Source organism: Rhodococcus aetherivorans (genome assembly GCF_025722975.1).
In the GTDB taxonomy this organism is placed as follows: domain Bacteria; phylum Actinomycetota; class Actinomycetes; order Mycobacteriales; family Mycobacteriaceae; genus Rhodococcus; species Rhodococcus aetherivorans.
Map to the genome: position 1 here is coordinate 3,666,133 of NZ_CP106982.1, position 24,161 is coordinate 3,690,293.

The window sequence follows — 24,161 nt, forward strand, 5'->3', positions numbered from 1 at the left end:
CGCGGGGATGCCGGCGGCGGTGGGGTCACCAGCCCCGCTCGGCGAGGCGGTGCGGAACCGGGATGTCGTCGACGTTGATGCCGACCATGGCCTCGCCCAGGCCACGCGAGACCTTTGCGAGCACGTCCGGGTCGTCGTAGAAGGTGGTGGCCTTGACGATCGCGGCGGCACGCTCGGCGGGGTTGCCGGACTTGAAGATGCCCGAGCCGACGAACACACCCTCGGCGCCGAGCTGCATCATCATCGCCGCATCGGCCGGGGTGGCGATGCCGCCGGCCGTGAACAGCGTCACCGGCAGCTTGCCGGCCTTCGCGACCTCGACCACCAGGTCGTACGGCGCCTGCAGTTCCTTGGCCGCGACGTACAGCTCGTCCTCGGGCAGGGAGGTCAGCCGCCGGATCTCCTGGCGGATCTTCCGCATGTGGGTGGTGGCATTGGAGACGTCGCCGGTGCCGGCCTCGCCCTTGGAGCGGATCATCGCCGCGCCCTCGTTGATACGGCGCAGCGCCTCACCGAGGTTGGTGGCGCCGCACACGAACGGCACGGTGAAGGCGAACTTGTCGATGTGGTTCTCGTAGTCGGCGGGGGTGAGCACCTCCGACTCGTCGACGTAGTCCACGCCGAGGGCCTGCAGGATCTGTGCCTCGACGAAGTGACCGATGCGCGCCTTGGCCATCACGGGGATGGACACGGCCTCGATGATGCCTTCGATCATGTCCGGGTCGGACATGCGGGACACGCCACCCTGGGCGCGGATGTCGGCGGGGACGCGCTCGAGCGCCATGACGGCGACGGCACCCGCGTCCTCGGCGATCTTCGCCTGCTCGGGGGTGACCACGTCCATGATCACGCCGCCCTTGAGCATCTCGGCCATACCGCGCTTGACGCGGGCGGTGCCGGTGGTGGGAACGGACTCGGGGCTGCTCACAGCAAGAACTCCTGGGGTATGGCCTGCAGAAACTGACGCGGCGGACGGAATCGGGCACGTCGCGGCGCCGCTCCCGATTCTAGGGGCACCTCGGGGACCGTCCCATAGCCAGTCGCGAGGCCCTGGCCTGCCTCGCAGGCAATCGGACTCCGCCTGCCTCGCAGGCAATCCGCCTGCCTCGCAGGCAATCGGACTCCGCCTGCCTCGCAGGCAATCGACTCCGCCTGCCTCGCAGGCAATCGACTCCGCCTGCCTCGCCGGCAATCGACTCCGCCCGCCTCGAGTGCCGGCGCTCACCGGATGGCGCGGACCTCCGGCTCCACACGACGCACAGCGACGTCGCGCGCCTCCCCCAGCAGGTCTGCGAGATCCTGCGGATACACGGCCTCGCCGTGGCGCTGCAGGTCCCGGATCTCGCCCTCGGCGAACCAGCGGTGCTCGAGGCTCATGCGGCGCTCGAGGTCGGTGAATCCGCCGTCGCCCGGCTCGAAGGCGGGCGTCTGCAGCGCGAAGAACAGTTCCTCCGAGCGGATGAGCTCGCCGTTGAAGGGGAACACCGCCACCCGCCGCCACATGGGCCCGCACAGCTGCTCGGGCGCGACCGGCAACCCGGTCTCCTCCCCCACCTCGCGGACGGCGGCCGCGCGCAGCGTCTCCCCCACCTCGACCGCACCGCCGACGGTGAACCAGAAGTGCACGTCCGGCGTGGTCGGGTCGTGGCCCCGCAGCAGCAGCACCCGTCCCTCGTGGTCGAACAGCACCACCCGCGCCGAGGTGCGCGTCTCGTCGAGCGACAGGCCCGTCGCCGCAGCCGGGTTCGTGCGCTCGGCGATCTCGAAGTAGTTCGGCAACGATGCCGTGCCGCCGAGATGCAGCCAGCGCACCGGCCGGCGGCTGCGCAGCGTCAGCGTGTCGCGGACGGCGTCGTTGTGGAACCGCCGTGCGATCAGCACCCGCGCCTCGGCATCGGCGAGTTCGGCCACCAACTGCGGGCGCAGCCGCTCGGTGTCCACCGCGGCCAACGCGGCCGACAGCGCGTTCTCCGCCGATTCCCGTTCGGCACGGTCCGCCCGTTCGGCGCGGTCGGCCAGCGCGGCCAGCCGACGGCCCTCGGCGACCGGGGTGGAGGCCGCGATGCCGCGCGCCACCACGGCGCGACGGGCCAGGGCGGCGTCGAGCGCCTGCCAGGAGAGGTCCGAACGCACGTGGAGCCGGTCCAGCCGGTTGGCCGTGCCGTAGGCCCACAACCCGAGCGCGACGATGATCGCGGAGATCAGCGCCAGGACGAGAACGGTGACCGCGGACAGCGTCACGTCCCACTCCCCTCACGCGGTGCCGTCGCCGGCTCGCACCTCACGACCGGACCTCCCGAACCGGCCCGGCTCCGACGGTGACGGTTTCGTACACGCGCAGGATCTGCTCGGCCACCACCGGCCAGTCGTAGGAGCCGACGATCTCGTTCGCCGCCGCCACCAGGGCGCGACGGCGGGCACCGTCGTCGAGCAGGCCGCGGATCGCGGCGGCGAGAGCCTCCGAGTCGCCCAGCGGGACGAGCACGCCGGCGCGCCCGTCGCGCAGTACCCGGCGGAACGCGTCGAGTTCGCCGGCCACCACAGGGGTACCGGCGGCCATCGCCTCCACCAGCACGATCCCGAAACTCTCCCCACCGAGGTTGGGGGCGCAGTACACGTCGGCGCTGCGCATCGCCGAGGCCTTCTCCGCGTCGGACACCTGGCCGAGCAGCCGCAGGTGCCGGGCGTACCGGCTGGCCTCCTTGCGCAACCGGTCCTCGTCCCCGCGGCCGACCACGAGGATCTCGAGGTCCGGGTAGTGCTCGACGAGCAGCGGCAACGCGCCGAGCAGCACCGCCATGCCCTTGCGCGGCTCGTCGTACCGGCCGAGGAACAGCACGGTGCGGCCGGCGCGGGGATAGCCGGGCAGCGTCGGGGCGTGAGCGAACGAGGACACGTCGACACCGTTCGGGATCTCCACGGCGTCCGAGCCGAGCGACGTCACCTGCCAGCGCCGGGCGAGTTCGGACACGGCGATGCGGCCGCTGATCTTCTCGAGATACGGCTGCAGCACACCCTGGAAGGTGCTCAGCACCAGCGATTTGGTCGTCGACGTGTGGAACGTCGCGACGATGGGGCCCTCGGCGATCTTCAGCGCGAGCATCGACAGGCTCGGCGCGTTCGGCTCGTGGATGTGCAGGACGTCGAAGTCGTTGTCGTTGATCCACCGTCGGACCCGCGCATAGGAGACGGGGCCGAAGCTCAGGCGCGCCACGGACCCGTTGTAGGGGATGGCGACGGCGCGCCCGGCGGAGACGACGAAGTCCGGCAGCTCCGTGCTGTCGGACGCCGGGGCGAGGACGCTGACCTTGTGGCCGCGTTCGATGAGCACGTGGGCCAGGTCCACGACGTGCGCCTGCACCCCGCCCGGTACGTCGAACGAGTACGGGCACACCATCCCGATCTTCACCGCGCCTCCATCCGGGCCAGGCGGGCCTCGGAGAGGTCGTCGAACCAGAGCGGTTGCAGCATGTGCCAGTCCGCGGGGTGTTCGGCGATGTCGGCGGCGAAGCAGTCGGCGAGAGCCTGTGTCGCCGGCCCGATCCCGCCGGTGACGTCGAGTTCGGGGTGGACCCGGAAACCCCAGCCGCCGTCGGTGAACCAGCAGTGCACCGGCAGCAGCGGCGCGCCGGTCTCGGCGGCGAGCTTCGCCGGGCCGGCGGGCATGCGGGTGGGCTCCCCGAAGAACGTCACCGGCACGCCCTTGCGGGCCAGGTCGCGCTCGCCGAGCAGGCAGACGATCCGGTTCTCGCGCAGCCGCGTCGCGAGCCGGTCGAACGGCGGCGACTCACCCCCGCTGAGCGGGAAGATCTCGAAGCCGAGGCTCTCGCGGTACGCGACGAACCGCTGGTAGAGCGATTCGGGGCGCAGGCGTTCGGCCACCGTCGACAGGCCACCGTAGGTCTGCGTGCACCACACGCCGGCCATGTCCCAGTTCCCGCTGTGCGGCAGCGCGAGGATCACACCGCGCCCGGCCGCCAGTGCCTGCTCGATGTGCTCGCGGCCCTCGACGGCGTGATCGAGGGCGGCGGCCGTCACGGTCAGGTCCATCGAGGGCAGCCGGAACGCTTCCCGCCAGTAGCGGGCGTAGGACCGCACGGACTGCCGGATCAGCTCGTCCGGGACCTGCGCGGCGGGCACGCCCAGGACCCGGGCGAGGTTGCGGCGCAACTGCTGCGGGCCACCGTGGCGCCGGGCGGCGACGTCGGCGCCGAGGTCGAACAGGCGGCAGGCGGTGGACTCGGGCAGCGCCCGCACGAGCCGCCACCCGGCGGCGTAGCCGAGGTCGGAGGCACGTTCGGTCGCGCTCATCGGGCTTCTCCGTCGGCCGGGGTCGACGACGGCAGGGGCAGCAGCTCGCGGGCATCCGGGGAGCGGCGCACGGCGAGCACCCGCTGGAACACGGTGATCACCGAGCCGGCGGCGAGCAGCCACATGGCGGCGTGGATCGCCCACCACACGCCGAGTCCGGTGACGCCGGCGCCGACCAGCACGATGACGAGCCGGTCGGGCCGCTCGATCAGGCCGCCGTCGGCGGACAGGCCACTCGCTTCGGCGCGGGCCTTGGCGTACGAGATGACCTGGGAGGTGACCAGGCAGATCAGAGTTGCGATCAGCAACGGTCGGCTCTGTTCCCCGTAGACGGCCCACCAGGCCAGCCCGGCGAAGATCGCGCCGTCGGCGAGGCGGTCACAGGTGGCGTCGAGGACGGCGCCGAAGCGGGTGCCGCCGCCGCGGGCGCGGGCCATCGCCCCGTCGAGCATGTCGAACATCACGAACAGCCAGATCACGATCGCGCCCCAGAACAGCTGCCCCATCGGGAACAGCGTCACGGCGGCGGCGATCGTGGCAACGGTGCCGATGAGTGTCACCGCGTCCGGCGTGAGGCCGGTGCGGATCAAGGCCCTGCCGAGCGGGGCGGTGACCTTCGACACCGACGCACGCCCGAAAAAGCTCAGCATCCACCGACCCCCGTCTTCCGTTCACACCGTTGCGTCCGGGACACGATCCTGCCACGCCCGCGAACGGCGACAAACATACAGGCGGGGGCGGCGACGGACACCGGGGCCGGGGCCCGGTGCGGCGTCACTCGTTCCAGGCCGCCGCGAGCAACGCGCGGGTGTCCCGCAGCAGCTGCGGCATGACCTTGGCGCCGCCGAGGACGGTGATGAAGTTGGCATCGCCGCCCCACCGCGGCACCACGTGCAGGTGCAGGTGTTCGGCGAGCGAGCCGCCGGCGGCGGCCCCGAGGTTGAGGCCCACGTTGAAGCCGTGCGGCCGCGAGACGCTCTTGATGACCCGGATCGCCCGCTGCGCGAATGCCATCAACTCGGTGCTCTCCTCGGGGGTCAGGTCCTCGAGGTTGGCGACCCGGCGGTACGGCACGACCATCAGATGACCGGGGTTGTACGGGTACAGATTGAGCACCGCGTACACGTGCTCGCCGCGCGCGACGACGAGACCCTCCTCGTCCCGCATCTTCGGGATGTCCGTGAAGGGCTCGTACGGCGCCTCCTTGGATCGCGGTGCCTCCGCGATGTACGACATCCGGTGCGGGGACCACAGCCGCTGCAGGTGGTCGGGTTCTCCGGCACCGCGATCGACGAGGGCGTCGTCGGAGCAGTCGCCGCTCACGCGGCGCCGCCCCGGTCGACGGGAGCGACGAGCTCCGCGGTGGGCGAGGCGTTCTCCCGCCGTCCGATCCACTCGGTGACCAGACGGATCGCGTCGGCCACGGGCACACCGTTGACCTGGGTGCCGTCCCGGAACCGGAAGCTGACCGCCCCGGCCTCGACGTCACGCTCGCCCGCGAGCAGCATGAACGGCACCTTCTGCGTGGTGTGGTTGCGGATCTTCTTCTGCATCCGGTCGTCGCTGGTGTCGACCTCCGCACGCACCCCGGCCGCCTTCAGCTGCCGGGTGACGTCGAACAGGTGATCCTCGAAGGCCTCCGCGACGGGGATCCCGACGACCTGCACGGGGGCGAGCCACGCCGGGAAGGCGCCGGCGTAGTGCTCGGTGAGCACGCCGAAGAAGCGCTCGATCGAGCCGAACAGGGCCCGGTGGATCATCACCGGCCGATGCTTGCTGCCGTCGGGACCGGTGTATTCGAGCTCGAACCGCTCGGGCAGGTTGAAGTCGAGCTGGATCGTCGACATCTGCCAGCTGCGCCCGAGCGCGTCCTGCACCTGGACGGAGATCTTCGGCCCGTAGAAGGCGGCGCCACCCGGGTCCGGCACGAGATCGAGCCCGGAGCCCTCGGCCACCTCGCGCAGCGTGTCGGTGGCCTCCTCCCACAGGACGTCGTCGCCGACGAACTTCTTGGGGTTCTTCGTCGACAGCTCCAGGTGGTAGTCCTCGAGGCCGTAGTCCCTCAGCAGGTCGAGGACGAAGTTCAGCGTCGTGGTCAGCTCGTCGCGCATCTGCTCGCGGGTGCAGTAGATGTGCGCGTCGTCCTGCGTCATACCGCGCACCCGGGTCAGGCCGTGGACGACGCCGGACTTCTCGTACCGGTAGACCGAGCCGAACTCGAAGAGCCGCAGCGGCAGCTCCCGGTAGGAGCGGCCGCGGGAACGGAAGACGAGGTTGTGCATCGGGCAGTTCATCGGCTTGAGGTAGTAGTCCTGGCCCGGCTTGCGCACGGTGCCGTCCTCGTTGAGTTCCTCGTCGATGTGCATCGCCGGGAACATGCCGTCGCGGTACCAGTCGAGGTGACCGGACACCTCGTAGAGGTGCCCCTTGGTGATGTGCGGGGAATACACGAACTCGTAGCCGGCCTCGACGTGCCGCCGGCGCGAGTAGTTCTCCATCTCCTGGCGGATGATGCCGCCCTTGGGGTGGAACACCGGCAGACCGGAACCGAGCTCGTCGGGGAAGCTGAACAGGTCGAGCTCGTTGCCGAGCTTGCGGTGGTCGCGGCGCTCGGCCTCGGCGAGCAGCTCGAGGTAGCGCTCCTGTGCCTCCGGGGATTCCCACGCGGTGCCGTAGATGCGCTGCAGGCCGGCGTTGTCCTGGTCACCGCGCCAGTAGGCGGCGGAGCTGCGGGTGAGCTTGAACGCCGGGATGTACTTGGTGGTGGGGATGTGCGGGCCGCGGCACAGGTCGCCCCAGATCTTCTCGCCTGTCCGAGGGTTGAGGTTGTCGTAGATCGTCAGTTCCGCGCCGCCGACCTCCATGATCTCGGGGTCCTCGTCGAGGGAACTGTTGCCGGCCGACTTCTCACTGATCAGTTCGAGCTTGAACGGCTCGTTCTTCAGTTCCTCGCGTGCGTCGTCCAGGCTCTCGACGACGCGGCGGGAGAACCGCTGCGCGCCCTTGACGATCTGCTTCATGCGCTTCTCGAGCTTCGCGAGGTCCTCCGGGGTGAAGGGTCGGTCGACCTGGAAGTCGTAGTAGAAGCCGTCCTTGATCGGGGGCCCGATGCCCAGTTTGGCCTCCGGGAACTCCTGCTGCACGGCCTGGGCGAGGACGTGTGCCGCGGAGTGCCGGATGACGGAGCGGCCGTCCTCGGTACCGGCGGCGACCGGCTCGATCTCGGTGTCCTGTTCCGGCGTCCACGACAGGTCGCGCAGCCGGCCCTCGCCGTCGCGGACCACGACGATCGCGTCGGGTCCGCTGTTGGGTAGGCCGGCCTCCCGGAGGGCGGCACCGGCAGTGGTCCCCGCGGGCACCCGGACGAGCACGGCTGGGTCTACGGATGCGGGCGTCGTCACTGTGGTGGGCTCCTCGGGCTCGTGCCGGTGATGGGTGCACCGACGCCGCGGGGCATGCCACGCGTCGGCAACCAGACCATGCTATCGACACCACCCCGGTCGCCCGTTCACCCGGGCACCGCCGGGGCGGTGCGGGCCGGAGCGGTGCAGGCTGGAGCGGTGCAGGCTACAGGCGGCGCAGTCCGCCGAGAACCCGCGACAGGAGCTGGGCGTCGGGGCCGACCCCGTCGACGGTCCGGTGGACGGTGAGTTCCCCGGTGGCGGCGAGGTCGCCCACCAGGACCCGCGCGACCCCCAGGGGCAGCTTGGCCAGAGCCGCGATCTCCATGATGGAGCGGGGTTCGGCGCACAGCGCCAGAATGGTGCGGTGTTCTTCGAGGCCCGCGGCTCCCACGGCGTCGGGCACGGCCGAGACGAGGACCTCGAGCGGGAGATCCACCTCGGCGCGGGTCCGTCCCTGGCTGCGCACGAAGGGCCGCACGAACGACGGCTGCGCCCCGCTCGGCTCCTCTTCCCTCGGGACCGCGGTCACGGCGGCGGGCATCGGGGTCGACGCCGGGGCGGCGACGGTCGCGAAGGCACCCGTCGCCGGCGGGTCCACCGCGGGCGTGGCCTCGTGCCGGTCGGTCGCGCCGGGGGCCGGGGCCGGGCGGTCCTTCCGCCGTCGGCCGGCAGATCCGAATCGTGCTCCTGTGGCCCCGACCAGGGGCCAGTTGTTGTCGGCGACACTCATCAGCCGCATCCTCCTCACACCGACCGCAATCCTGCCATCTGCGCAGTGCGGTCCGATGAACGCGCAGGTCACGACCGCTCCGCCGACGGCTGTTCCGTCCGGGCGCGCATCGAGCCGCGCCCGAAACGACGAAGGGCACCCCCGTGGGGGTGCCCTTCGTCGGTGCTGTGGTCCCGGCTGGGATCGAACCAGCGACCTCCCCGGTGTGAACGGGACGCTCTTCCACTGAGCCACGGGACCGGGCCGCTTCGCAGCGGCTCGAACGAGAAGGAACATTAACACGCCCACCGGGTGAACACGAATCGCCTGGTCGACCCCCGTTTTCGGTGGCGACGGAGGCCGGGCGCACCGCCATCGGCCCCGGCGCGGGAGCCCGTGCCGCGCACGCCGGATCCGCCGGAGCCCGCACGCCGGCGCCGGTGAGGGCCCTCACGACCCACGAGGACGCCTCGTCCGCGCCCTCACCTGCAGATTTGTGTGTTCTGACGATGGTCGGCTAATGTTCTCAACCGCACCACGGAGAGCACGACGCCGGACGGTGCGATGCGGATGTAGCGCAGCTGGTAGCGCATCACCTTGCCAAGGTGAGGGTCGCGGGTTCGAATCCCGTCATCCGCTCGAGAGGTTGGACTCGACCTTTTACGGTGGAGTGGCCGAGTGGTGAGGCAACGGCCTGCAAAGCCGTGCACACGGGTTCGATTCCCGTCTCCACCTCGCGCGATTAGCTCAGCGGGAGAGCGCTTCCCTGACACGGAAGAGGTCACTGGTTCAATCCCAGTATCGCGCACCACGATCGACCAGGTTTCACCCCGCACTTCTCGACCCGGGCCACCGGGAAGAGAGGTGCACATGCGGATGTAGCGCAGCTGGTAGCGCATCACCTTGCCAAGGTGAGGGTCGCGGGTTCGAATCCCGTCATCCGCTCCACCACCCGCGCGATTAGCTCAGCGGGAGAGCGCTTCCCTGACACGGAAGAGGTCACTGGTTCAATCCCAGTATCGCGCACCACGATCGACCAGGTTTCACCCCGCACTTCTCGACCCGGGCCACCGGGAAGAGAGGTGCACATGCGGATGTAGCGCAGCTGGTAGCGCATCACCTTGCCAAGGTGAGGGTCGCGGGTTCGAATCCCGTCATCCGCTCCACCACCCGCGCGATTAGCTCAGCGGGAGAGCGCTTCCCTGACACGGAAGAGGTCACTGGTTCAATCCCAGTATCGCGCACCATCCACACGGCGAAGGCCCTCCCGACCGGGAGGGCCTTCGCCGTATCGCCACCCCGTCAGCGGGAGGCATGCAGCCGGTTGGCGCCGGCGGTCATCGCGCGCAGTGCCGATTCGGTCCCGGTCGCCGCGATTCCCATGCTCCAGAGCCGGCGGCCGTCCGCCTCGCACAGCAGGAACGTCGCGTGGGTGTCACCGAGGTCGAACTGGTGGAAGGAGAGGATCTCGAGCGGCATCCCGAGGGTGTGCATCATGGCGGTCATCGCAGACACCGGGCCGGTGGCGGTCGCCGCGGCGGTGTGGATGGTCTCCCCCACGCCGAAGGTGGCCTCGTAGTTGCAGCGGCCGGCGCGCGCAGCCTCGGCGTACCAGCCACCGAGCCGCACGGGCCCGTGCTGCGGCGCATAGGTGGCGGTGAACTCGGCCCAGCTCATGCCGGCGGACTCGGCGCGCAGCTCGCGCGGCAGGAACCGACCGTAGCGTGCGGCGAAGGGATCGATCGGCGCCGAGCGGGGAGTGTCCGTGCAGCCGGCGGCAGGAATCAGAGCGGTGGAGGTGAAGGCGTTCATCGAAGGAGGTCTTCCGCGCGAAGGGAGGACCGACAGGTAGCTCAACGACCCGCAGCGAGGGGTCGGTCCGAATCAGACCCCGCTACGGCGGTGAACTACGAGTACGCGCTTCATGAGAGCCCACAGTAGAGCGTCGGCTCGCAGAAGGCAACCACCCCGGTAACCGGCGCGTGACCGAACCGTGACCCACCCGGCTGGAACCTGAGGAATCCCTCATGTATTGTCGGAGGTGCCATCCCCCCGATGGTAATGAACCCCAGCCATGACCCCCCATCCAAGGCTGGGGTTCAGCCATTTCCGGACCTCGGGCGTGTTCCGTTCCCCGAGCGTCGCCGCGGCGGAGCGCCGAGTGATCTACTGGTTGCTATGCCAACGCCGTCACTCGAGGAATCCACCGCGAACGTCTCCGTCGAGCAGGCCGGGATCTGGGATGCCGAGACCATCGCCGACGTCGCGGCCACCACGTTCCCCCTGGCCTGCCCGTCCGATGCCTCCCAGGAGGACATCGCCGCTTTCATCGACGAGACCCTGTCCGCGGAACGGTTCAGCGAGTACCTCACCGACCCGACCCGCATCGTCCTCAAGGCGACGGTCGGTGGCGAGATCGTGGGCTACCTCATGGCAATCGATGCCGAACCCGCCGACCCGGCGGTCCGCGAAGCCGTGACGGCGCTGCCGACCACCGAGATCAGCAAGCTCTACGTGCTCCCGGGCAAGCACGGCACCGGTGTGGCGGCGGCACTGATGGCTGCCATCGTCGACCACGCCCGGGCGACCGGCTGCCGGGGGCTGTGGCTGGGGGTCAACCAACAGAACTCACGCGCCCGGCGGTTCTACGCCAAGAACGAGTTCGAGGTCGTGGGGACGCGGACGTTCCAGGTCGGCTCGCAGACCCACCACGACTACGTCATGCAACGCACCCTCTGACGCGAGGTCCTGCGCTCCCGGCGGCGTCCGCCGGGAGCGTGACTCAGCTGGCCGCGGTCTCGAACCGCGACAGTGCCAGCAGGCGCGACGTCGCGCGCAGGTACTTCTTGCGGTAGCCGCCGGCAAGCATCTCGGCGGTGAAGATCTCGTCCAGCTTCGCGCCGGCGACGGTCACCGGGATGCTCGCATCGTAGAGCCGGTCGGCGAGAACCACCAGGCGCAGCGCCACCGACTGGTCGTGGGCGGGATGGACCCCGTTGAGGAAGACCGCCGGGACGCCCTCGACGAGCTTGCCGTACCGCGACGGGTGCAGCGTGCTCAGGTGCGCGCACAATTCGTCGAAGTCGTCGAGGGTGGCGCCGGCCACCGCATCGGCTCGATCGAGCAGGTCCTCGGAGCTGATCGGGTCCGGTGCCGGCGGCAGGTCGCGGTGCCGGTAGTCGGGTCCGTCCACACGAATGGTCTCGAAGATGGCGGCGAGCTTCTTGATCTCGCGCAGAAAGTCCTGCGCCGCGAACCGGCCCTCCCCCAGCTGCCCGGGCAGGGTGTTGGACGTCGCGACGATGGACACGCCTCGCGCGGACAGCTCGGTCAGCAGCCGGGACACCAGCATCGTGTCGCCCGGGTCGTCGAGCTCGAACTCGTCGATGCACAGCACGCTGTGGTTCGACAGCTCCTCGACGGCCTTGTTGAAGCCGAGAGCGCCGACCACGTGGGTCAGCTCCACGAACGTGCCGAACGCCTTCGGCGACGGCGCCGCGTGGAAGATCGAGGCCAGCAGGTGGGTCTTGCCGACGCCGAAGCCGCCGTCGAGGTAGAGCCCGGCGCCGGTGGACGGCGCCTTGCGGCCGAACAGGCCGCGCCGGCCACCGCCCCGGATCTTGGCGATCTTGTGGGCGAACTCCTCCGCCGTCCGGACGGCGGTCGCCTGGCTCGGCTCGTTCGGATCGGGAATGTAGGACGCGAAGCTCACGTCGTCGAACATCGCGGGCGGAACCATCTGGGCCACCAGTTGGTCGGACGGCACCACGGGATTGCGATCGACGAGACGTTCGTGCATTTCTCCAGGGTAGGGCCGGAGCTCGAGGCGACCGGTACACCGAGGGCAGATTGCGACCTACTTCACATCACGTACACCTGATCGTCACGTCCGGCGGATCGGACGATCCGGTCACGTGCGCGGCCCGCCGCACCGACCTGGCAGGCTGTGCCCATGCGCAGAACCGGTGTGCTCACGATGGGCATCGTCGTGCTCGGAGCGATGACCGCCGCGTGCGGGGCGGGCCCCTCGGTGCGTCCCGACGTCGCCGTGGTGCAGGAGGCGGACGGCCGGGCCACCCCCACCGGCGAGGACCCGGCCGCCGCGCCCGAGTTGCCGGTGCCCGCCCGGGACCTGGACTGGCGCGACTGCACCGCCGACACCCTCGCCGCGCAGGCCCTGCCGCCGGGCCCGACGGGTCTCGTCCTCGAGTGCGCCCAGATTCCGGCCGCGATCGACGCCGCGGGCACCGTGCCGGGCTCGTTCCCCCTCGACGTGCTGCGTGCCCGGCTGGCGCAGACCCCCGCCGATGCGGCCCCGCTCGTCATGACGACGGGGGCGGACCTGCCCTCCACCCGGGCGCTGGCCGCGCTGTCGACCGGCTCGCTCGCCGAGCTCGTGGCCTCCCGGCCGGTCGTCGCGGTGGATCGGCGCGGCCTCGGTGCGTCCCAGCCGATCGAGTGCATCTTCGGAGCGGACCGACGCGCCCTGGCCGACCACGGACAGTTCGGTCGTACCGGCGACGGACCCGACCGGGTCGCCGAGCTCGGCCGGCAGGCCACCATCGCATGCACCGACTACCTGCAGCCGCAGGAACTGCTGTTCGGGGCGGCCCACGCCGCCGACGATCTCGAGCAGCTGCGCACCACGTGGGGGGTCGAGCGGATCGGTGTGCTCGGCATCGGCAACGGCGCCACGGTCGCCCTGGCCTACGCGTCGAAGTACCCGACGACCCTCGGCCGTCTCGTCCTCGACTCCCCCGCCGCGGCCACCGCCGACGCCGAGATGCTCGCCGAGAGCCGGGTGCGCGGCGCAGAGTCGGCGGTCGACGCATTCGCCCGCCAGTGCGTTGCGCTGGCGTGCTCGCTGGGCCCGGATCCGCGGGCCGCGCTCGAGGATCTGCACGCCCGGGCCGCGGCCGGCACGCTCGCCCCGCTGTCGTCGAACTCCCTGCTCACCGCGGTGACGTGGTTCCTGGGGACTCCCCGCAGCGACGCGCCGACCCGGGTCCGCGAGCTGTCCGACGCGCTGTCCGCGGCCGGCGCGGGCGACGTGACGCCGATGCTCGAGCTCGTCGGCGCCGCCGAGGCCGTGCTGTTGTCCGACGGGCAGTTCGTCTCCCGCTGCAGCGACGGGCAGCGGTGGCCCACGACGGCACGGGCCGCCGAACTGCAGCGGACGTGGTCGGCGAACTACCCACTGTTCGGTGGCGACGCGGCGATCGGTCTCACCGCGTGCAGCGCCTGGCCGAGCATGCCGACCCCGCCGCTGCCGGCGGAGGTCCGCGTGCCCGTGCTGGTGACGACGGGCGCCGCCGACCCGCTCGTCGGCAGCGCGGGGCTCGACTCGGTCACCGGAGCCCTCACCGCCGTCTCGGCGCGGTGGGCGGCGCTGTCGTGGCAGGGCGCCGGATACTCCGCGGCCCTGCACTCCGGCTGCATCCAGACACGGGTGGCGGAGTATCTCGACACCGGTGCGCTACCGCCGAACGGCAGCCTGTGCCCGGCGTGACCCCGCGTCCGACGTGGCCCGGGCCCGGCGCCGCGAGGAGGGGACGGTGGGTGGCCACCACCGGCTCCCGGTGTACCGTGCCGTAGTGTTCCTCAGCCGCCTCGAGCCCCGCACCGCCCGCACCACCGCGGAGGTGGTCAAGTGCGTTGTGTGGCCGTTGGCCGTGCTCACGGTGCTGCACCGTGTGGCGGTCAAGGCCGTCAACGGATTCCGCACCGACGATTTCACCCCCGTCTACAACGCGGCCCTGGCGTTTCTCAACCGCCGGCCCGTGTACACCGCGAACTTCGAGTGGGTGGACCCGCACTACCTGTACCCGCCGTCCGGGACCCTGCTGATCTCCCCGATCGCGGTGATCGACCCGGAGCGATCGCGGTGGCTGTTCATCATCGCCAACGCGATCGCGATCATCGTGGCGCTGTACCTGCTGCTGCGGATGTTCGGCTACGGCCTCGACTCGGTGCTCGCGCCGATCCTGCTGCTCGCGGCGTTCAGCTCCGAGACGGTGACGAACACCCTGGTGTTCACCAACATCAACGGCCTCGTCCTGCTCGGCGAGGTCACCTTCCTGGCGCTGCTGCTCCGGCGGCGCGACCTGTGGGCGGGCGTCGCGATCGGGCTGACGTTCGCGGTCAAACCGATCCTCGCGCCGCTGCTGCTGATTCCGTTCGTGCGGCGGCAGTGGAAGGTGTTCGCCACCGCCGCGGCGGTCCCCCTCGGACTGACGCTCGTCGCGTGGCCGCTCTCGGTGGATGCGTGGGCGTTCGTCGAGCGCACCACGCCGTACCTGTTCGAGGCGCGCGACTACTTCAACAGCGCGATCGTCGGCAACGGCATGTACTACGGCCTGCCGGCGTGGTTGATCCTCGCGCTGCGCGTCGTGCTGGGTGTCATGGTCGTCGTCTCGCTGTGGCTGCTGTACCGGTACTGCCGCCACGACGAGCTGTTCTTCGTCGGCACGAGCACCGGGGTGCTGCTCACCGCGTCGTTCCTGCTCGGTTCGCTCGGCCAGATGTACTACTCGATGATGCTGTTCCCGCTGCTGATGACGGTGGTGCTGCCCAACTCGGTGATGCGGAACTGGCCGGCGTGGCTCGCGGTCTACGGCTTCATGAGCTACGACAGCTGGCTGTCGGGGCGGTGGCCGGAGGCCGGCCGCGCCGCCGAGTACATGAAGACGACGTTCGGCTGGTCGCTGCTGCTCATCGTGATCTTCGCGGTGCTGCTCGACCGGTACCTGGCCGCCCGGCGGGAGGGCCGGCTGGCGGACGGCATCGAGCCGTCGTTCCTGTTGCCGGAACGCAAGACCGCGCCGCAGGCCGAGCTCGTGGCGACGAACCGTGGTGAGGGCTAGCGTGGAGCGCATGGCTGACCCTGTCCCGACCGAACCCGCGCCGAAGGTGTCCCTGAGCGACGACGAATGGCGCGCGCGCCTCACCCCCGAGGAGTACGCGGTGCTGCGGCAGGCCGGCACCGAGCGGCCCTTCGTCGGCGAGTACACCGACACGGAGACCGAGGGCGTGTACGAGTGCCGCGCCTGCGGGACCGAACTGTTCCGCAGCACCGAGAAGTTCCATTCGCACTGCGGGTGGCCCTCCTTCTTCGATCCGGCGACGAGCGACGCGGTGATCCTGCGGTCCGACGACTCCCTCGGCATGCGCCGGGTGGAGGTACTGTGCGCGTCCTGCCACAGCCACCTCGGGCACGTGTTCGAGGGCGAGGGGTACCCGACCCCGACCGATCAGCGGTACTGCATCAACTCGATCTCCCTGCGCCTGGTTCCGAAGGACTGAGGCCGGCCGCGAACAGGGCCCGCCACAACCCCCGGCGACGCTCGGCGGTGGGCAGCGGCTCCACGAGGGCGAACGAGCAGCCGATGCGTCGGGCCGCGCCGTCGGCCTCCTCGCTGTCGCCCACCATCAGCGTGCGCTCCGGGGACACACCGAGCGCATCGACGGCGTGGCGGAAGATCTCCGGCTCCGGCTTGACCGCGCCGACCTCGAAGGACAACACGAACTCCGACACCAGGTCGTCGATGCCGAGCGCCGCGAACGCCGGCCGGATGTCGAAGGCGATGTTGCTCAGCACCGCCACGGCGAGGCCCTCGCCGGCGAGGGCCTCGATCACCGGGACCGTGTCCGGGTACACCGTCCAGCACCGCGGATCGGTCAGCTTCGCGTACAGGCCGAGGGCCTGCTCCTCGTCGGCGACCCCGGAGCGGCGCAGCACCGTGAGGTAGGCGTCGCGGTGCCAGCGGGGATCCCGGTCGCGGTTGATCCAGGCGTGATGCTCGGCGGCATCCATCTCGACGGGCTGGCCGGTCGGGGCGGTCATCCGGCGCATCAGCTCGGCCTGCCGGTGCACGTCGAACGGTCGGCCCCGGTCGTCGGTGACGTCGGCCAGCCAGGATTCGTCCTCCTCGAGCCGGAACAACGTGCCGGAGAAGTCGAACAGCACGGCGTCGAACGGTGGAACGCTCATGGTTCGAAGGCTAGCGGCCGCGGGGTCGGGCTGCGGATCGAGCGCGGAGCGACGACGATCGAGTCCATGTCGACGACCCGTGCGTCCCGCAAGTCCAAGGTTTCGATCGTCGGTGCCGGCAGCGTCGGCACCGCCGTCGCCTACGCGTGCCTGATCCGTGGCTCCGCGGATTCGCTGGCCCTGTTCGATCCGAACACCGACAAGGTGCGGGCCGAGGTGCTCGACCTGAACCACGGCACCCAGTTCGCCCCGGCGTGCCGCATCGACGGCGCCGACGACCTCGCCGTCACCGCCGGCTCCGACCTGATCGTCGTGACGGCGGGCGCCAAGCAGAAGCCGGGCCAGTCACGGCTCGAGCTGGCGGCGGCGAACGTGCGCATCGTGCAGGAGCTCACGCCCGCCCTCCTCGCGCTCTCCCCCGACGCCGTGGTGCTGTTCGTCAGCAACCCGGTCGACGTGGTGACGTATGCGGCGATCCGCGCGACCGACGCCCCCGCCGGACAGATCCTCGGGTCCGGCACGGTTCTCGACTCCGGGCGGTTGCGCTTCCTCGTCGCGCAGCACGTCGGCATCGCGGTGGAGAACGTGCACGCCCTCATCGTCGGCGAGCACGGCGACTCCGAGATCACGCTGTGGTCGAGCGCGACGGTGGGCGGGGTGCCGGCCACGGAGTACCGGGACGAGAACGGTGCGGCGGCGTTCGACGCCGCGATCCGGGAGCAGATCTCCACGCGGGTGGTCCGCAGCGCCTACGAGATCATCCTGGGCAAGGGGGCCACCAACCTGGCCATCGGCCTGTCCACCGCCCGGATCGTGGAGGCGGTGCTGAGGGACCAGCACCGGGTGCTGCCGGTCTCGACGCTGCAGCGCGGCGTGCACGGGATCGACGGGGTGTGCCTGTCGCTGCCGACGATCGTCGACGGCCGCGGGGCCGGCCGGGTGCTCGAGATCCCGCTGTCGCCCGACGAGGCCGCCGGGCTGCGGGCGTCGGCGCAGACGCTGCGGGAGGTGCAGCGCTCGCTGGGGCTGTGACCGCCGGGCCCGGCTCCGAGCGAATGTATCGTCGATCTCCGTAGCGGTAGCGAGCGATACATTCGCTCGGCGCACGGGAAGCCGGGAGGGTCAGCGCGTGCGGATCACCGGCGGGTCGAAGGCCCGGACCGGCGGCAGTTCCCCGTCGAAGCGCTCGATCTGCACGAGCACGTGCTGGCCCGTGCAACCGCGTGCGAGACGGGACGTGCCGATGTCGGCGGTGAGCACGTTGGGGTTGCCGTGCACGCACATCGAGCCGGGGTCGGCCGGGTCGAGGGGGTCGTACCAGGCGCCGGTGCCCAGCTGCACCACGCCGGGCAGCAGGCCGTCGTCGAGGACGGCGCCGGCCAGGCAGGCGCCCCGATCGTTGAAGACCCGCACAACGTCGTCGGCCGCCACGCCGCGTGCCGCCGCGTCGTCCGGGTGCATCCGGATCGGCTCACGCCCGCGGATCTTCGAGGCCTGGCTGGTGGCGCCGTGGTCGAGCTGGCTGTGCAGGCGGGTCTTCGGCTGGTTCGCGATCAGGTGCAGCGGGTAATGCTGCGCCCGCGGGCCCCCGAGCCACTCCTCCGGCTCGAACCAGGCGGGATGCCCGGCGCAGTCGTCGTATCCGAAGCCGTCGATATCGGCGGAGAAGATCTCGATGCGCCCGCTGGGGGTGCCCAGCGGATTGCGCTGCGGGTCGGCACGGAACTCCTCGAACAGGGTGAGCCCGTCCTCGCTGCGCATCCGCACGTGGCCGCGCCGCCAGAACTCGTCGAACTCGGGCGGTGTCTCGACGCGGTTCTCGTCGGCGAGAACGAAGCCACGCCACTGCCCGTACAGGTGCTCGAGCCACTCGCGGGCGCTGCGACCCTCCGTGAACCGCTCACCGAAGCCGAGCCGGTGCGCCAGGGCGGCGAACGTGTCGTAGTCGTCGCGGGCGTCGGCGAATCGGGGGGCGGCGGCGTGCATCGCGACGAGCAGCGGGTCGTTGCGGGTGCAGCTGAGATCCTCGCGTTCGAGAGACGTGGTGGACGGCACCACGATGTCGGCGTGCTTGGCCGTCGCGGTCCAGTAGGGGTCGTGCACGACGATCGTGTCCGGCCGGGTCAGAGCGCGGCGCAGCCGGCCCAGGTCCTGGTGGTGGTGGAACGGGTTGCCGCCGGCCCAGTACACGAGCCGGATGTCGGGGTACGTCAGGCGCCGGCCGTCGAAGTCGTACTCCTGCCCCGGCCGCAGCAGCAGGTCGGAGATCGCGGCCACCGGGATCAGGTCGTCGACCGGGTTGTCGCCCTGGAACAGGGTCGGCAGCGGATACGGGACGGGCGCGATGCCGGGTTCGTTCATCGAGCCGTAGCCGTGCCCGAAGCCGCCGCCGGGCAGACCGATCTGGCCGAGCATCGCGGCGAGGGTCACCCCCGCCCACGGCGCCTGCTCGCCGTGCCGGACCCGCTGCAGCGACCAGGTGACCGTGATCAGGGTGCGGCCCGCGGCCATGCGCCGGGCCAGCGCGGCGATGGCCTCTGCGGGCAGGCCGGACAGGCCGGCTGCCCACCGCGGGGTCTTGGCGACGCCGTCGGTGCGGCCGAGGAGATAGTCCTCGAACCGGTCGTAGCCGACGCAGTAGCGGTCGAGGAAGTCGCGGTCGGCGAGGTCCTCGGTGGCGAGCACGTAGGCGAGGGCGAGCATGACCGCGACGTCCGTGCCGGGCCGGGGCGCGAGCCGCTCGGCGGCGCCGTGCAGGTCGTCGTGCAGGGGGCTGATCGACACCACGGTCCCGCCGCGGGCGCGCAGGGCGTCGAGCGCGCCGCGGGTGGGGTGGTGGCTGGTGCCGCCGTCGTTGACCGCCGTGTTCTTCAGCGGCACCCCACCGAAGCACACCATCAGGTCGGTCTCGCGGGCGATGACGTCCCAGTTCGTGGCGCGGGCGAACAGCTTCCAGTGCGTGCCGACCACGCGCGGCATGATCACGCCGGTCGCGCCGAGCGAATAGCTGTGCACCGATCGGGTGTAACCGCCGAGCATCTTCAGGAACCGGTGGACCTGGCTCTGCGCGTGGTGGAACCGGCCCGGCGACGACCAGCCGTACGAGCCGCCGAAGATCGCCCGGTTGCCGTGCGTGTCGACCACGCGCCGCAGCTCACCGGCGAGCAGCTCGGTCAGCTCGTCCCAGGACACCGCGACGAACTCGTCGACCCCACGTCGGTCGCTGGGGCCCGGTCCTGCTTCGAGCCAGCCCCGGCGCACCGCAGGTCCGGCCACGCGCGACCGGTGCCGCACCGAGCCGACGGCGTTGGCGAGAATCGGCGACGGATCGGTGTCGCCTTCGAAGGGGTGCACGGCGGTGACGTCGCCCTCGTCCGTCTCGACCTCGAACATCCCCCAGTGCGCCATGTGCTGGTGTCGCACGGCTCGAGAACTCATGGGGCACAGTCTGCCAGTGGGCGCGCAGCGTCCGATCGGCGAGCCGAGCGGCGCCCGGGGACCTAGCGTGGGCATCGACGGACGGCGGCAGCCGTACCCGACGAGAGGGAGGCGTTGATGGCGGAAGGTGTCGAATCCGGCGGGGCCCCGGCCCGCGCGGTGGTGGTCGGAGCCGGGCACGTCGGCATGATCTCGGCGATGCGCCTGGCCGACGCGGACGTGTTCGACGAGGTCGTGCTCGTCGACGTCGAACCCGGCCTGGCGGCGGGGATCGCTCTGGACCTGACCCACACCGGCGCGCTGACGGGCTCCGGGACGCGGGTACGGGGGGCGGTGTCGCTGGAGGAGGCCGGTCCCGCGGACTACGTGATCATCACCGCCGGCAAGGCCCGCCGGCCGGGGATGAGTCGCAGCGACCTCACCGCGACGAACGCCCGGATCGTCGGCGACGTGGCCGGGCGCGCGGCGGCGGTCTCCCCCGACGTGGTGCTCGTCGTGGTGACGAACCCGTTGGACGAGATGACGTACCAGGCGTGGCGCAGCTCGGGGTTGCCGGCGGAGCAGGTGCTGGGCATGGCCGGGCTGCTCGACGCGGGGCGGTTCCGGGCGCTGGCCGTCGCGGACGGGGCCGGGGCGGCGCGGGAGCTCGGCGCCGTGGCGCTCGGGAGCCACGGCGAGGAGATGGTGATCCCGCTGTCGCAGGCACCGGAGATCGCCGCGCGTCTCGACGCCGCGCGCCTCGACGAGCTGGTCGACCGCACCCGCACCTCGGGCGCGGAGGTTCTGGGGCTGCTGAAGTCCGGCAGCGCGTTCTTCGGTCCCGGCACCGCCGCCGCGCACATGGTGCTGGCGATGGTCGCCGACTCGGGAACGGTCGTGTCGGCGACGGTGCGCCCGAACGGCGAGTACGGCATCGGCGACGTGTTCGTCGGTCTCCCGGTGGTCCTGGGGCGCCGCGGCGTGCGGCGCATCGTCGAGCTGGACCTGACACCGGAGGAACTGGAACTGCTGCGCGAGGCGGCGAAACGGATCGGTGAGCGGATCGCGGGGCTGCCCGCCTGAGCACGCCCGGGCTGCGGCGCCGTCCCCGGTGGCGGCGCCGCGGCGCGGGTCAGGGCAGCGCGGTGATCAGCTTCTCGACGTCGACGCGAGGACCGGTGAAGAACGGGGTCTCCTCCCGGACGTGCATGCGGGCCTCGGTGGCGCGCAGGTCACGCATGAGATCGACGATGCGGTCCAGTTCGGGCGCCTCGAACGCCAGGATCCACTCGTAGTCGCCGAGCGCGAACGCGGGGACGGTATTGGCGCGCACGTCCGGGTAGCCACGGCCGGCCTTGCCGTGGTCGGCGAGCATCTTGCGGCGCTCGGCGTCGGGCAGCAGGTACCACTCGTACGACCGCACGAAGGGGTAGACGCAAATGTAGTTGCCGGGGTCCTCGCCGGCGATGAAGGCCGGGACGTGGCTCTTGTTGAACTCCGCCGGCCGGTGCAGCGCGACGTTCGACCAGACCGGAGCGCTGGCGCGGCCGAGGACGGTGGTGCGCCGGAAATCGGAGTAGAGCTTCTGCAGATCCTCGAGCCGCTCGGCGTGGGTCCAGATCATGAAGTCGGCGTCGGCGCGGACGCCGGCGACGTCGTAGATGCCGCGGACGATCACATCGGTGTTCTCGAAGGACGCGAAGAACTTCTGCGCGTCCTCGATCGCCGCGGTGCGGTCCTCGCCGAGGACACCGGGCCGGACCTGGAACACCGAGAACATCGCGTAGCGGAGGGTGGAGTTGAGCTTGTCGAAGTCGAGACGTGCCATGCCGCTCATCCTGCCACTCGCGTAGCGAGCCGCGTCGCGGCCGTCGTGCCTGATGCGACACAGGCGGGGACTCCGACGCCGTGAAGCATCGCGCCGGCGACCTCGAGGCCGTCGACGGTAGCGATCGCGTCCTCGAGGACGGCGACCACGTCGAGGTGCCCGGCCCGATACTGGGGCAGGCCGCCGTGCCAGCGCTGGACGAGCGTGGCCACGGGCTCGTCGGTGACCCCGGTGACGGTGGCGAGGTCGGCGCGAGCGCGGGCGATCAGCTCGTCGTCGGGGGCGTCGACGATCGCGGCTTCGCCGTAACGGCCGAACGACGCGCGGGCCAGCGCGACGTCGCGCCCGGCCAGGTGGGGCCACTTGCGGCTCGACAGGGTGAACGCCTTGGCGGACAGGTCCTCGCCGGTGGCGACGAGGATCCCGGAGTTCTGCGGCAACGCGGCACCGCTCGGCAGTGCCAGCGCCACCACCGCGGACGAGGCGAGCGGGATCCGGGACGCCTGCGCGGCCGCCGCCGGGACGGCGTCGGCGAGCAGCTCGGCGGCACGGTCGGCCGGCACCGCGAGGACGACACCGTCGACGGGTCCGATCGGGTCGAGGTTCCAGCGGCCGCCGGCGCGGCGCAGACCGCTCGCGGCGGCGTGCCGGATCTCGGCGTCGGCGGCCTTCTCCAGCGCGTCGAGCAGCGTGCCGTAGCCGTCGCGCAGGGTGCCGAACACCGGCGCGTCCGAGGGCTCCGGCAGCGCACGGGTGACCGCCTCGCTCAGGCTCGGGGCACCCGCGTCGAGGGCTGCGGCCAGGGTCGGCAGGGTGGCCCGCACGCCCGCGGTGTCGGAGAGCCCGGAGTAGACGCCGCCGAGGAGGGGGTCGACGGAGCGGCGCACCACCTGCTCGCCGAACCGGTCGGCGACCAGGTCGGCCACCGAGACGTCGCCGGCGCGGTCCCAGTACAGCGGGACGGTGGGCTCGGCCGCGATCCGCGCAAGGGTGTCGGCGTCGACGAGACCGGTCAGCGACCCGGCGTCGGCGGGGATCCCCATCAGGGTGCCGCTGGGCAGCGGATGCAGCGCGGCACCGGCGTAGATCAGCGGCCGGGCCCCGGACGGGTGCACGAGCTGGTCGCTCAGGCCCAGCTCCTCGAGCAGCGCGGGGACCTCGGGGCGGCGGCCGATGAACGCCTCCGCCCCCACATCGACCGGATCCCCGGCGAGCGGCACGGTGCGCAGCTTCCCGCCGAGCCGCTCGGAGCCCTCGAGGAGGACGATCCGGGCGTGCGCGCCGAGCAGGCGACGCAACCGGTACGCCGCGACGAGCCCGGTGATGCCGCCGCCGACGACGGCGACGCTCGGTGCTCCTGCACCGCTCACAGCGAGTGCACCAGTTCGACGACGGCGGTGAGGACGTCCGGATCGGTGTCGGGCAGGACGCCGTGCCCGAGGTTGAAGATGTGCCCGGTCGCCCCCGCGGCGCGGGCGCGGTCACCCTCGGCGACGATGCGGCGCACCTCGGCCTGGACCACCTCGGGTCCGGCGAACAGGATCGCGGGATCGAGATTGCCCTGCAACGCTTTTCCGGCCCCCACCCGGGTGACGGCGACGTCCAGCGGCACCCGCCAGTCCACGCCGACCACATCGGCGCCGGCCTCGCCCATGGCGCCGAGCAGTTCGCCGGTGCCGACACCGAAGTGGATGCGCGGCACGCCGGCGGACTCGACCTCGGCGAACACGCGTTCCGAATGGGGCAGCACGAATTCGCGGTAGTCGGCCAGCGACAGCGCGCCGGCCCACGAGTCGAACAGCTGGATCGCGTCGACGCCGGCGTGCAGCTGAGCCTGCAGGAACGCGATCGTGATGTCGGCGAGCCGCCCCAGCAGGGCGTGCCAGGTGCGCGGATCGGCGTGCATGAGGGCCTTGGTGCGCTCGTGGTTGCGGCTGGGTCCGCCCTCGACGAGGTAGGAGGCGAGGGTGAACGGCGCCCCGGCGAAGCCGATGAGCGGGACGTCGCCGAGTTCGCGAGTGAGCAGCCCCACCGCCCGTGCGACGGCACCGACCTCGTCGTGTTCGAGGGTGGGCAGCTTCGCGACGTCCGCCGCGGTGCGCACGGGGTTCGCGATCACCGGTCCGGTCCCGGCCACGATGTCGAGGTCGATCCCGGCGGCCTTGAGCGGAACGACGATGTCCGAGAACAGGATCGCGGCGTCCACCCGGTGCCGGCGCACCGGCTGCAGGGTGATCTCGCAGACCAGTTCGGGATCGAAGCAGGACTCGAGCATGCCGATGTTCGCCCGGATCTCGCGGTACTCCGGCAGCGACCGGCCGGCCTGCCGCATGAACCACACGGGCCGGTGCGCCGGCTCGAGTCCCCGCGCGGCGGCGAGCAGGGGCGCCTGCGGGAGCTGGCGCCGCGTCGGGTAATCCACACGCGGGGTGGAGCCGACGTTCGTGTTCTCCAGGCCGGTCATTGATCCTCGTTCGTCCAAGGGCACGGGTCGCTGCCCAT

The 24,161-nt window shown here is 71.4% G+C and carries 21 protein-coding genes and 8 tRNA genes; 13 read left to right on the forward strand and 16 right to left on the reverse strand.

Annotated elements, in window-relative coordinates:
- Positions 1-25: 25 nt before the first annotated feature.
- The 9 genes from pdxS to OCS65_RS16515 form a co-directional block, all read right to left on the reverse strand.
- Positions 26-928, reverse strand: coding sequence for a pyridoxal 5'-phosphate synthase lyase subunit PdxS (pdxS, locus tag OCS65_RS16475; protein ID WP_006943825.1), 903 nt, complete (start codon positions 926-928; stop codon positions 26-28).
- A gap of 293 nt (positions 929-1,221) precedes the next feature.
- Positions 1,222-2,241: an NUDIX hydrolase gene (locus tag OCS65_RS16480; RefSeq protein WP_050035144.1), complete on the reverse strand. Its 1,020-nt coding sequence runs from the start codon at positions 2,239-2,241 to the stop codon at positions 1,222-1,224.
- A gap of 40 nt (positions 2,242-2,281) precedes the next feature.
- Positions 2,282-3,409 (reverse strand): glycosyltransferase family 4 protein, encoded by a 1,128-nt coding sequence (locus OCS65_RS16485; RefSeq protein WP_043798152.1) that lies wholly within the window; start codon positions 3,407-3,409, stop codon positions 2,282-2,284.
- Positions 3,406-4,311: a phosphatidylinositol mannoside acyltransferase gene (locus OCS65_RS16490; RefSeq protein ID WP_006943828.1), complete on the reverse strand. Its 906-nt coding sequence runs from the start codon at positions 4,309-4,311 to the stop codon at positions 3,406-3,408. The genes OCS65_RS16485 and OCS65_RS16490 overlap by 4 nt, the downstream gene beginning before the upstream one ends.
- On the reverse strand, positions 4,308-4,961 hold the full coding sequence (pgsA, locus tag OCS65_RS16495; RefSeq protein WP_006943830.1) for a phosphatidylinositol phosphate synthase: 654 nt from the start codon (positions 4,959-4,961) through the stop codon (positions 4,308-4,310). The genes OCS65_RS16490 and pgsA overlap by 4 nt, the downstream gene beginning before the upstream one ends.
- A gap of 124 nt (positions 4,962-5,085) precedes the next feature.
- Positions 5,086-5,634, reverse strand: a complete 549-nt coding sequence (locus tag OCS65_RS16500) for an ATP adenylyltransferase (RefSeq protein ID WP_006943832.1) — start codon at positions 5,632-5,634, stop codon at positions 5,086-5,088.
- A complete protein-coding gene (thrS, locus tag OCS65_RS16505; protein ID WP_006943834.1) occupies positions 5,631-7,712 on the reverse strand; it encodes a threonine--tRNA ligase in 2,082 nt (693 codons plus the stop codon). The genes OCS65_RS16500 and thrS overlap by 4 nt, the downstream gene beginning before the upstream one ends.
- 166 nt (positions 7,713-7,878) lie before the next feature.
- Positions 7,879-8,445, reverse strand: coding sequence for a DUF742 domain-containing protein (locus OCS65_RS16510; protein WP_050035141.1), 567 nt, complete (start codon positions 8,443-8,445; stop codon positions 7,879-7,881).
- A gap of 168 nt (positions 8,446-8,613) precedes the next feature.
- Positions 8,614-8,685 (reverse strand) — tRNA-Val (locus OCS65_RS16515).
- A 305-nt stretch (positions 8,686-8,990) separates the two neighbouring features.
- On the opposite strand from OCS65_RS16515, the gene OCS65_RS16520 reads away from it, so the two are divergent.
- The 7 genes from OCS65_RS16520 to OCS65_RS16550 all read left to right on the forward strand — a co-directional run bounded on the left by OCS65_RS16520 (position 8,991) and on the right by OCS65_RS16550 (position 9,671).
- Positions 8,991-9,063, forward strand: a tRNA-Gly gene (locus tag OCS65_RS16520).
- A 25-nt stretch (positions 9,064-9,088) separates the two neighbouring features.
- A tRNA-Cys gene (locus OCS65_RS16525) sits at positions 9,089-9,159 on the forward strand.
- A 1-nt stretch (position 9,160) separates the two neighbouring features.
- Positions 9,161-9,235, forward strand: a tRNA-Val gene (locus OCS65_RS16530).
- A gap of 61 nt (positions 9,236-9,296) precedes the next feature.
- Positions 9,297-9,372, forward strand: a tRNA-Gly gene (locus OCS65_RS16535).
- Between the two features lie 6 nt (positions 9,373-9,378).
- Positions 9,379-9,453 (forward strand) — tRNA-Val (locus OCS65_RS16540).
- Positions 9,454-9,514: 61 nt separating this feature from the next.
- Positions 9,515-9,590: transfer RNA gene (locus OCS65_RS16545), tRNA-Gly, on the forward strand.
- A gap of 6 nt (positions 9,591-9,596) precedes the next feature.
- A tRNA-Val gene (locus OCS65_RS16550) sits at positions 9,597-9,671 on the forward strand.
- A 55-nt stretch (positions 9,672-9,726) separates the two neighbouring features.
- Here the strand turns inward: OCS65_RS16550 and OCS65_RS16555 are convergent.
- A complete protein-coding gene (locus OCS65_RS16555; RefSeq protein WP_006938061.1) occupies positions 9,727-10,236 on the reverse strand; it encodes a 2-isopropylmalate synthase in 510 nt (169 codons plus the stop codon).
- A 366-nt stretch (positions 10,237-10,602) separates the two neighbouring features.
- On the opposite strand from OCS65_RS16555, the gene OCS65_RS16560 reads away from it, so the two are divergent.
- Entirely contained in the window at positions 10,603-11,163 is a 561-nt protein-coding gene (locus OCS65_RS16560) for a GNAT family N-acetyltransferase (protein WP_006938062.1), read from the forward strand.
- Positions 11,164-11,206: 43 nt separating this feature from the next.
- Here the strand turns inward: OCS65_RS16560 and zapE are convergent, their stop codons facing one another.
- A complete protein-coding gene (zapE, locus tag OCS65_RS16565; RefSeq protein ID WP_043798161.1) occupies positions 11,207-12,223 on the reverse strand; it encodes a cell division protein ZapE in 1,017 nt (338 codons plus the stop codon).
- Positions 12,224-12,376: 153 nt separating this feature from the next.
- Between zapE and OCS65_RS16570 the strand changes: the two genes are divergently transcribed.
- The 3 genes from OCS65_RS16570 to msrB are packed head-to-tail and all read left to right on the forward strand — an operon-like array spanning position 12,377 to position 15,726.
- Complete coding sequence (locus OCS65_RS16570) at positions 12,377-13,933, forward strand: alpha/beta hydrolase (protein ID WP_180987016.1); 1,557 nt, start codon at positions 12,377-12,379, stop codon at positions 13,931-13,933.
- Between the two features lie 46 nt (positions 13,934-13,979).
- On the forward strand, positions 13,980-15,287 hold the full coding sequence (locus OCS65_RS16575) for a glycosyltransferase family 87 protein (protein WP_006938070.1): 1,308 nt from the start codon (positions 13,980-13,982) through the stop codon (positions 15,285-15,287).
- 10 nt (positions 15,288-15,297) lie between these two features.
- Complete coding sequence (gene msrB / locus OCS65_RS16580; RefSeq protein WP_037201669.1) at positions 15,298-15,726, forward strand: peptide-methionine (R)-S-oxide reductase MsrB; 429 nt, start codon at positions 15,298-15,300, stop codon at positions 15,724-15,726.
- On the opposite strand, the gene OCS65_RS16585 is transcribed toward msrB, so the two are convergent.
- Positions 15,689-16,414 carry an HAD family hydrolase gene (locus OCS65_RS16585; protein ID WP_006938076.1) on the reverse strand — a complete coding sequence of 242 codons (726 nt, stop codon included), beginning with the start codon at positions 16,412-16,414 and terminating at the stop codon, positions 15,689-15,691. The genes msrB and OCS65_RS16585 overlap by 38 nt on opposite strands.
- A 66-nt stretch (positions 16,415-16,480) precedes the next feature.
- On the opposite strand from OCS65_RS16585, the gene OCS65_RS16590 reads away from it, so the two are divergent.
- The gene (locus tag OCS65_RS16590; RefSeq protein ID WP_029543449.1) at positions 16,481-17,446 is read left to right on the forward strand and encodes an L-lactate dehydrogenase; all 966 of its coding nucleotides are present in this window, start codon (positions 16,481-16,483) and stop codon (positions 17,444-17,446) included.
- A gap of 90 nt (positions 17,447-17,536) precedes the next feature.
- On the opposite strand, the gene OCS65_RS16595 is transcribed toward OCS65_RS16590, so the two are convergent.
- Complete coding sequence (locus OCS65_RS16595) at positions 17,537-19,822, reverse strand: molybdopterin-dependent oxidoreductase (RefSeq protein WP_080688482.1); 2,286 nt, start codon at positions 19,820-19,822, stop codon at positions 17,537-17,539.
- A gap of 147 nt (positions 19,823-19,969) precedes the next feature.
- Between OCS65_RS16595 and OCS65_RS16600 the strand changes: the two genes are divergently transcribed.
- Positions 19,970-20,914 carry a lactate/malate family dehydrogenase gene (locus OCS65_RS16600; protein WP_231772871.1) on the forward strand — a complete coding sequence of 315 codons (945 nt, stop codon included), beginning with the start codon at positions 19,970-19,972 and terminating at the stop codon, positions 20,912-20,914.
- 49 nt (positions 20,915-20,963) lie between these two features.
- Here OCS65_RS16600 and hemQ read toward each other — a convergent pair whose 3' ends face one another.
- The 3 genes from hemQ to hemE are packed head-to-tail and all read right to left on the reverse strand — an operon-like array spanning position 20,964 to position 24,123.
- Positions 20,964-21,659, reverse strand: a complete 696-nt coding sequence (hemQ, locus tag OCS65_RS16605) for a hydrogen peroxide-dependent heme synthase (RefSeq protein WP_006938082.1) — start codon at positions 21,657-21,659, stop codon at positions 20,964-20,966.
- 5 nt (positions 21,660-21,664) lie between these two features.
- Positions 21,665-23,029 (reverse strand): protoporphyrinogen oxidase, encoded by a 1,365-nt coding sequence (locus OCS65_RS16610; RefSeq protein ID WP_231772872.1) that lies wholly within the window; start codon positions 23,027-23,029, stop codon positions 21,665-21,667.
- Positions 23,026-24,123 (reverse strand): uroporphyrinogen decarboxylase, encoded by a 1,098-nt coding sequence (gene hemE, locus OCS65_RS16615; RefSeq protein ID WP_006938085.1) that lies wholly within the window; start codon positions 24,121-24,123, stop codon positions 23,026-23,028. Before hemE ends, OCS65_RS16610 begins: the two co-directional genes overlap by 4 nt.
- Positions 24,124-24,161: the final 38 nt, after the last annotated feature.

Excerpts from the sequence above, each read along its gene's own strand:
- OCS65_RS16600 (WP_231772871.1), top strand. The coding sequence starts at position 19,970 with ATGGCGGAAGGTGTCGAATCCGGCGGGGCCCCGGCCCGCGCGGTGGTG.
- OCS65_RS16560 (WP_006938062.1), top strand. The coding sequence starts at position 10,603 with ATGCCAACGCCGTCACTCGAGGAATCCACCGCGAACGTCTCCGTCGAG.
- pgsA (WP_006943830.1), bottom strand. The coding sequence starts at position 4,961 with ATGCTGAGCTTTTTCGGGCGTGCGTCGGTGTCGAAGGTCACCGCCCCG.
- zapE (WP_043798161.1), bottom strand. The coding sequence starts at position 12,223 with ATGCACGAACGTCTCGTCGATCGCAATCCCGTGGTGCCGTCCGACCAA.
- OCS65_RS16490 (WP_006943828.1), bottom strand. The coding sequence starts at position 4,311 with ATGAGCGCGACCGAACGTGCCTCCGACCTCGGCTACGCCGCCGGGTGG.
- OCS65_RS16595 (WP_080688482.1), bottom strand. The coding sequence starts at position 19,822 with ATGGCGCACTGGGGGATGTTCGAGGTCGAGACGGACGAGGGCGACGTC.
- OCS65_RS16510 (WP_050035141.1), bottom strand. The coding sequence starts at position 8,445 with ATGAGTGTCGCCGACAACAACTGGCCCCTGGTCGGGGCCACAGGAGCA.
- hemQ (WP_006938082.1), bottom strand. The coding sequence starts at position 21,659 with ATGGCACGTCTCGACTTCGACAAGCTCAACTCCACCCTCCGCTACGCG.
- OCS65_RS16570 (WP_180987016.1), top strand. The coding sequence starts at position 12,377 with ATGCGCAGAACCGGTGTGCTCACGATGGGCATCGTCGTGCTCGGAGCG.
- OCS65_RS16585 (WP_006938076.1), bottom strand. The coding sequence starts at position 16,414 with ATGAGCGTTCCACCGTTCGACGCCGTGCTGTTCGACTTCTCCGGCACG.
- msrB (WP_037201669.1), top strand. The coding sequence starts at position 15,298 with ATGGCTGACCCTGTCCCGACCGAACCCGCGCCGAAGGTGTCCCTGAGC.
- OCS65_RS16555 (WP_006938061.1), bottom strand. The coding sequence starts at position 10,236 with ATGAACGCCTTCACCTCCACCGCTCTGATTCCTGCCGCCGGCTGCACG.
- OCS65_RS16590 (WP_029543449.1), top strand. The coding sequence starts at position 16,481 with ATGTCGACGACCCGTGCGTCCCGCAAGTCCAAGGTTTCGATCGTCGGT.
- hemE (WP_006938085.1), bottom strand. The coding sequence starts at position 24,123 with ATGACCGGCCTGGAGAACACGAACGTCGGCTCCACCCCGCGTGTGGAT.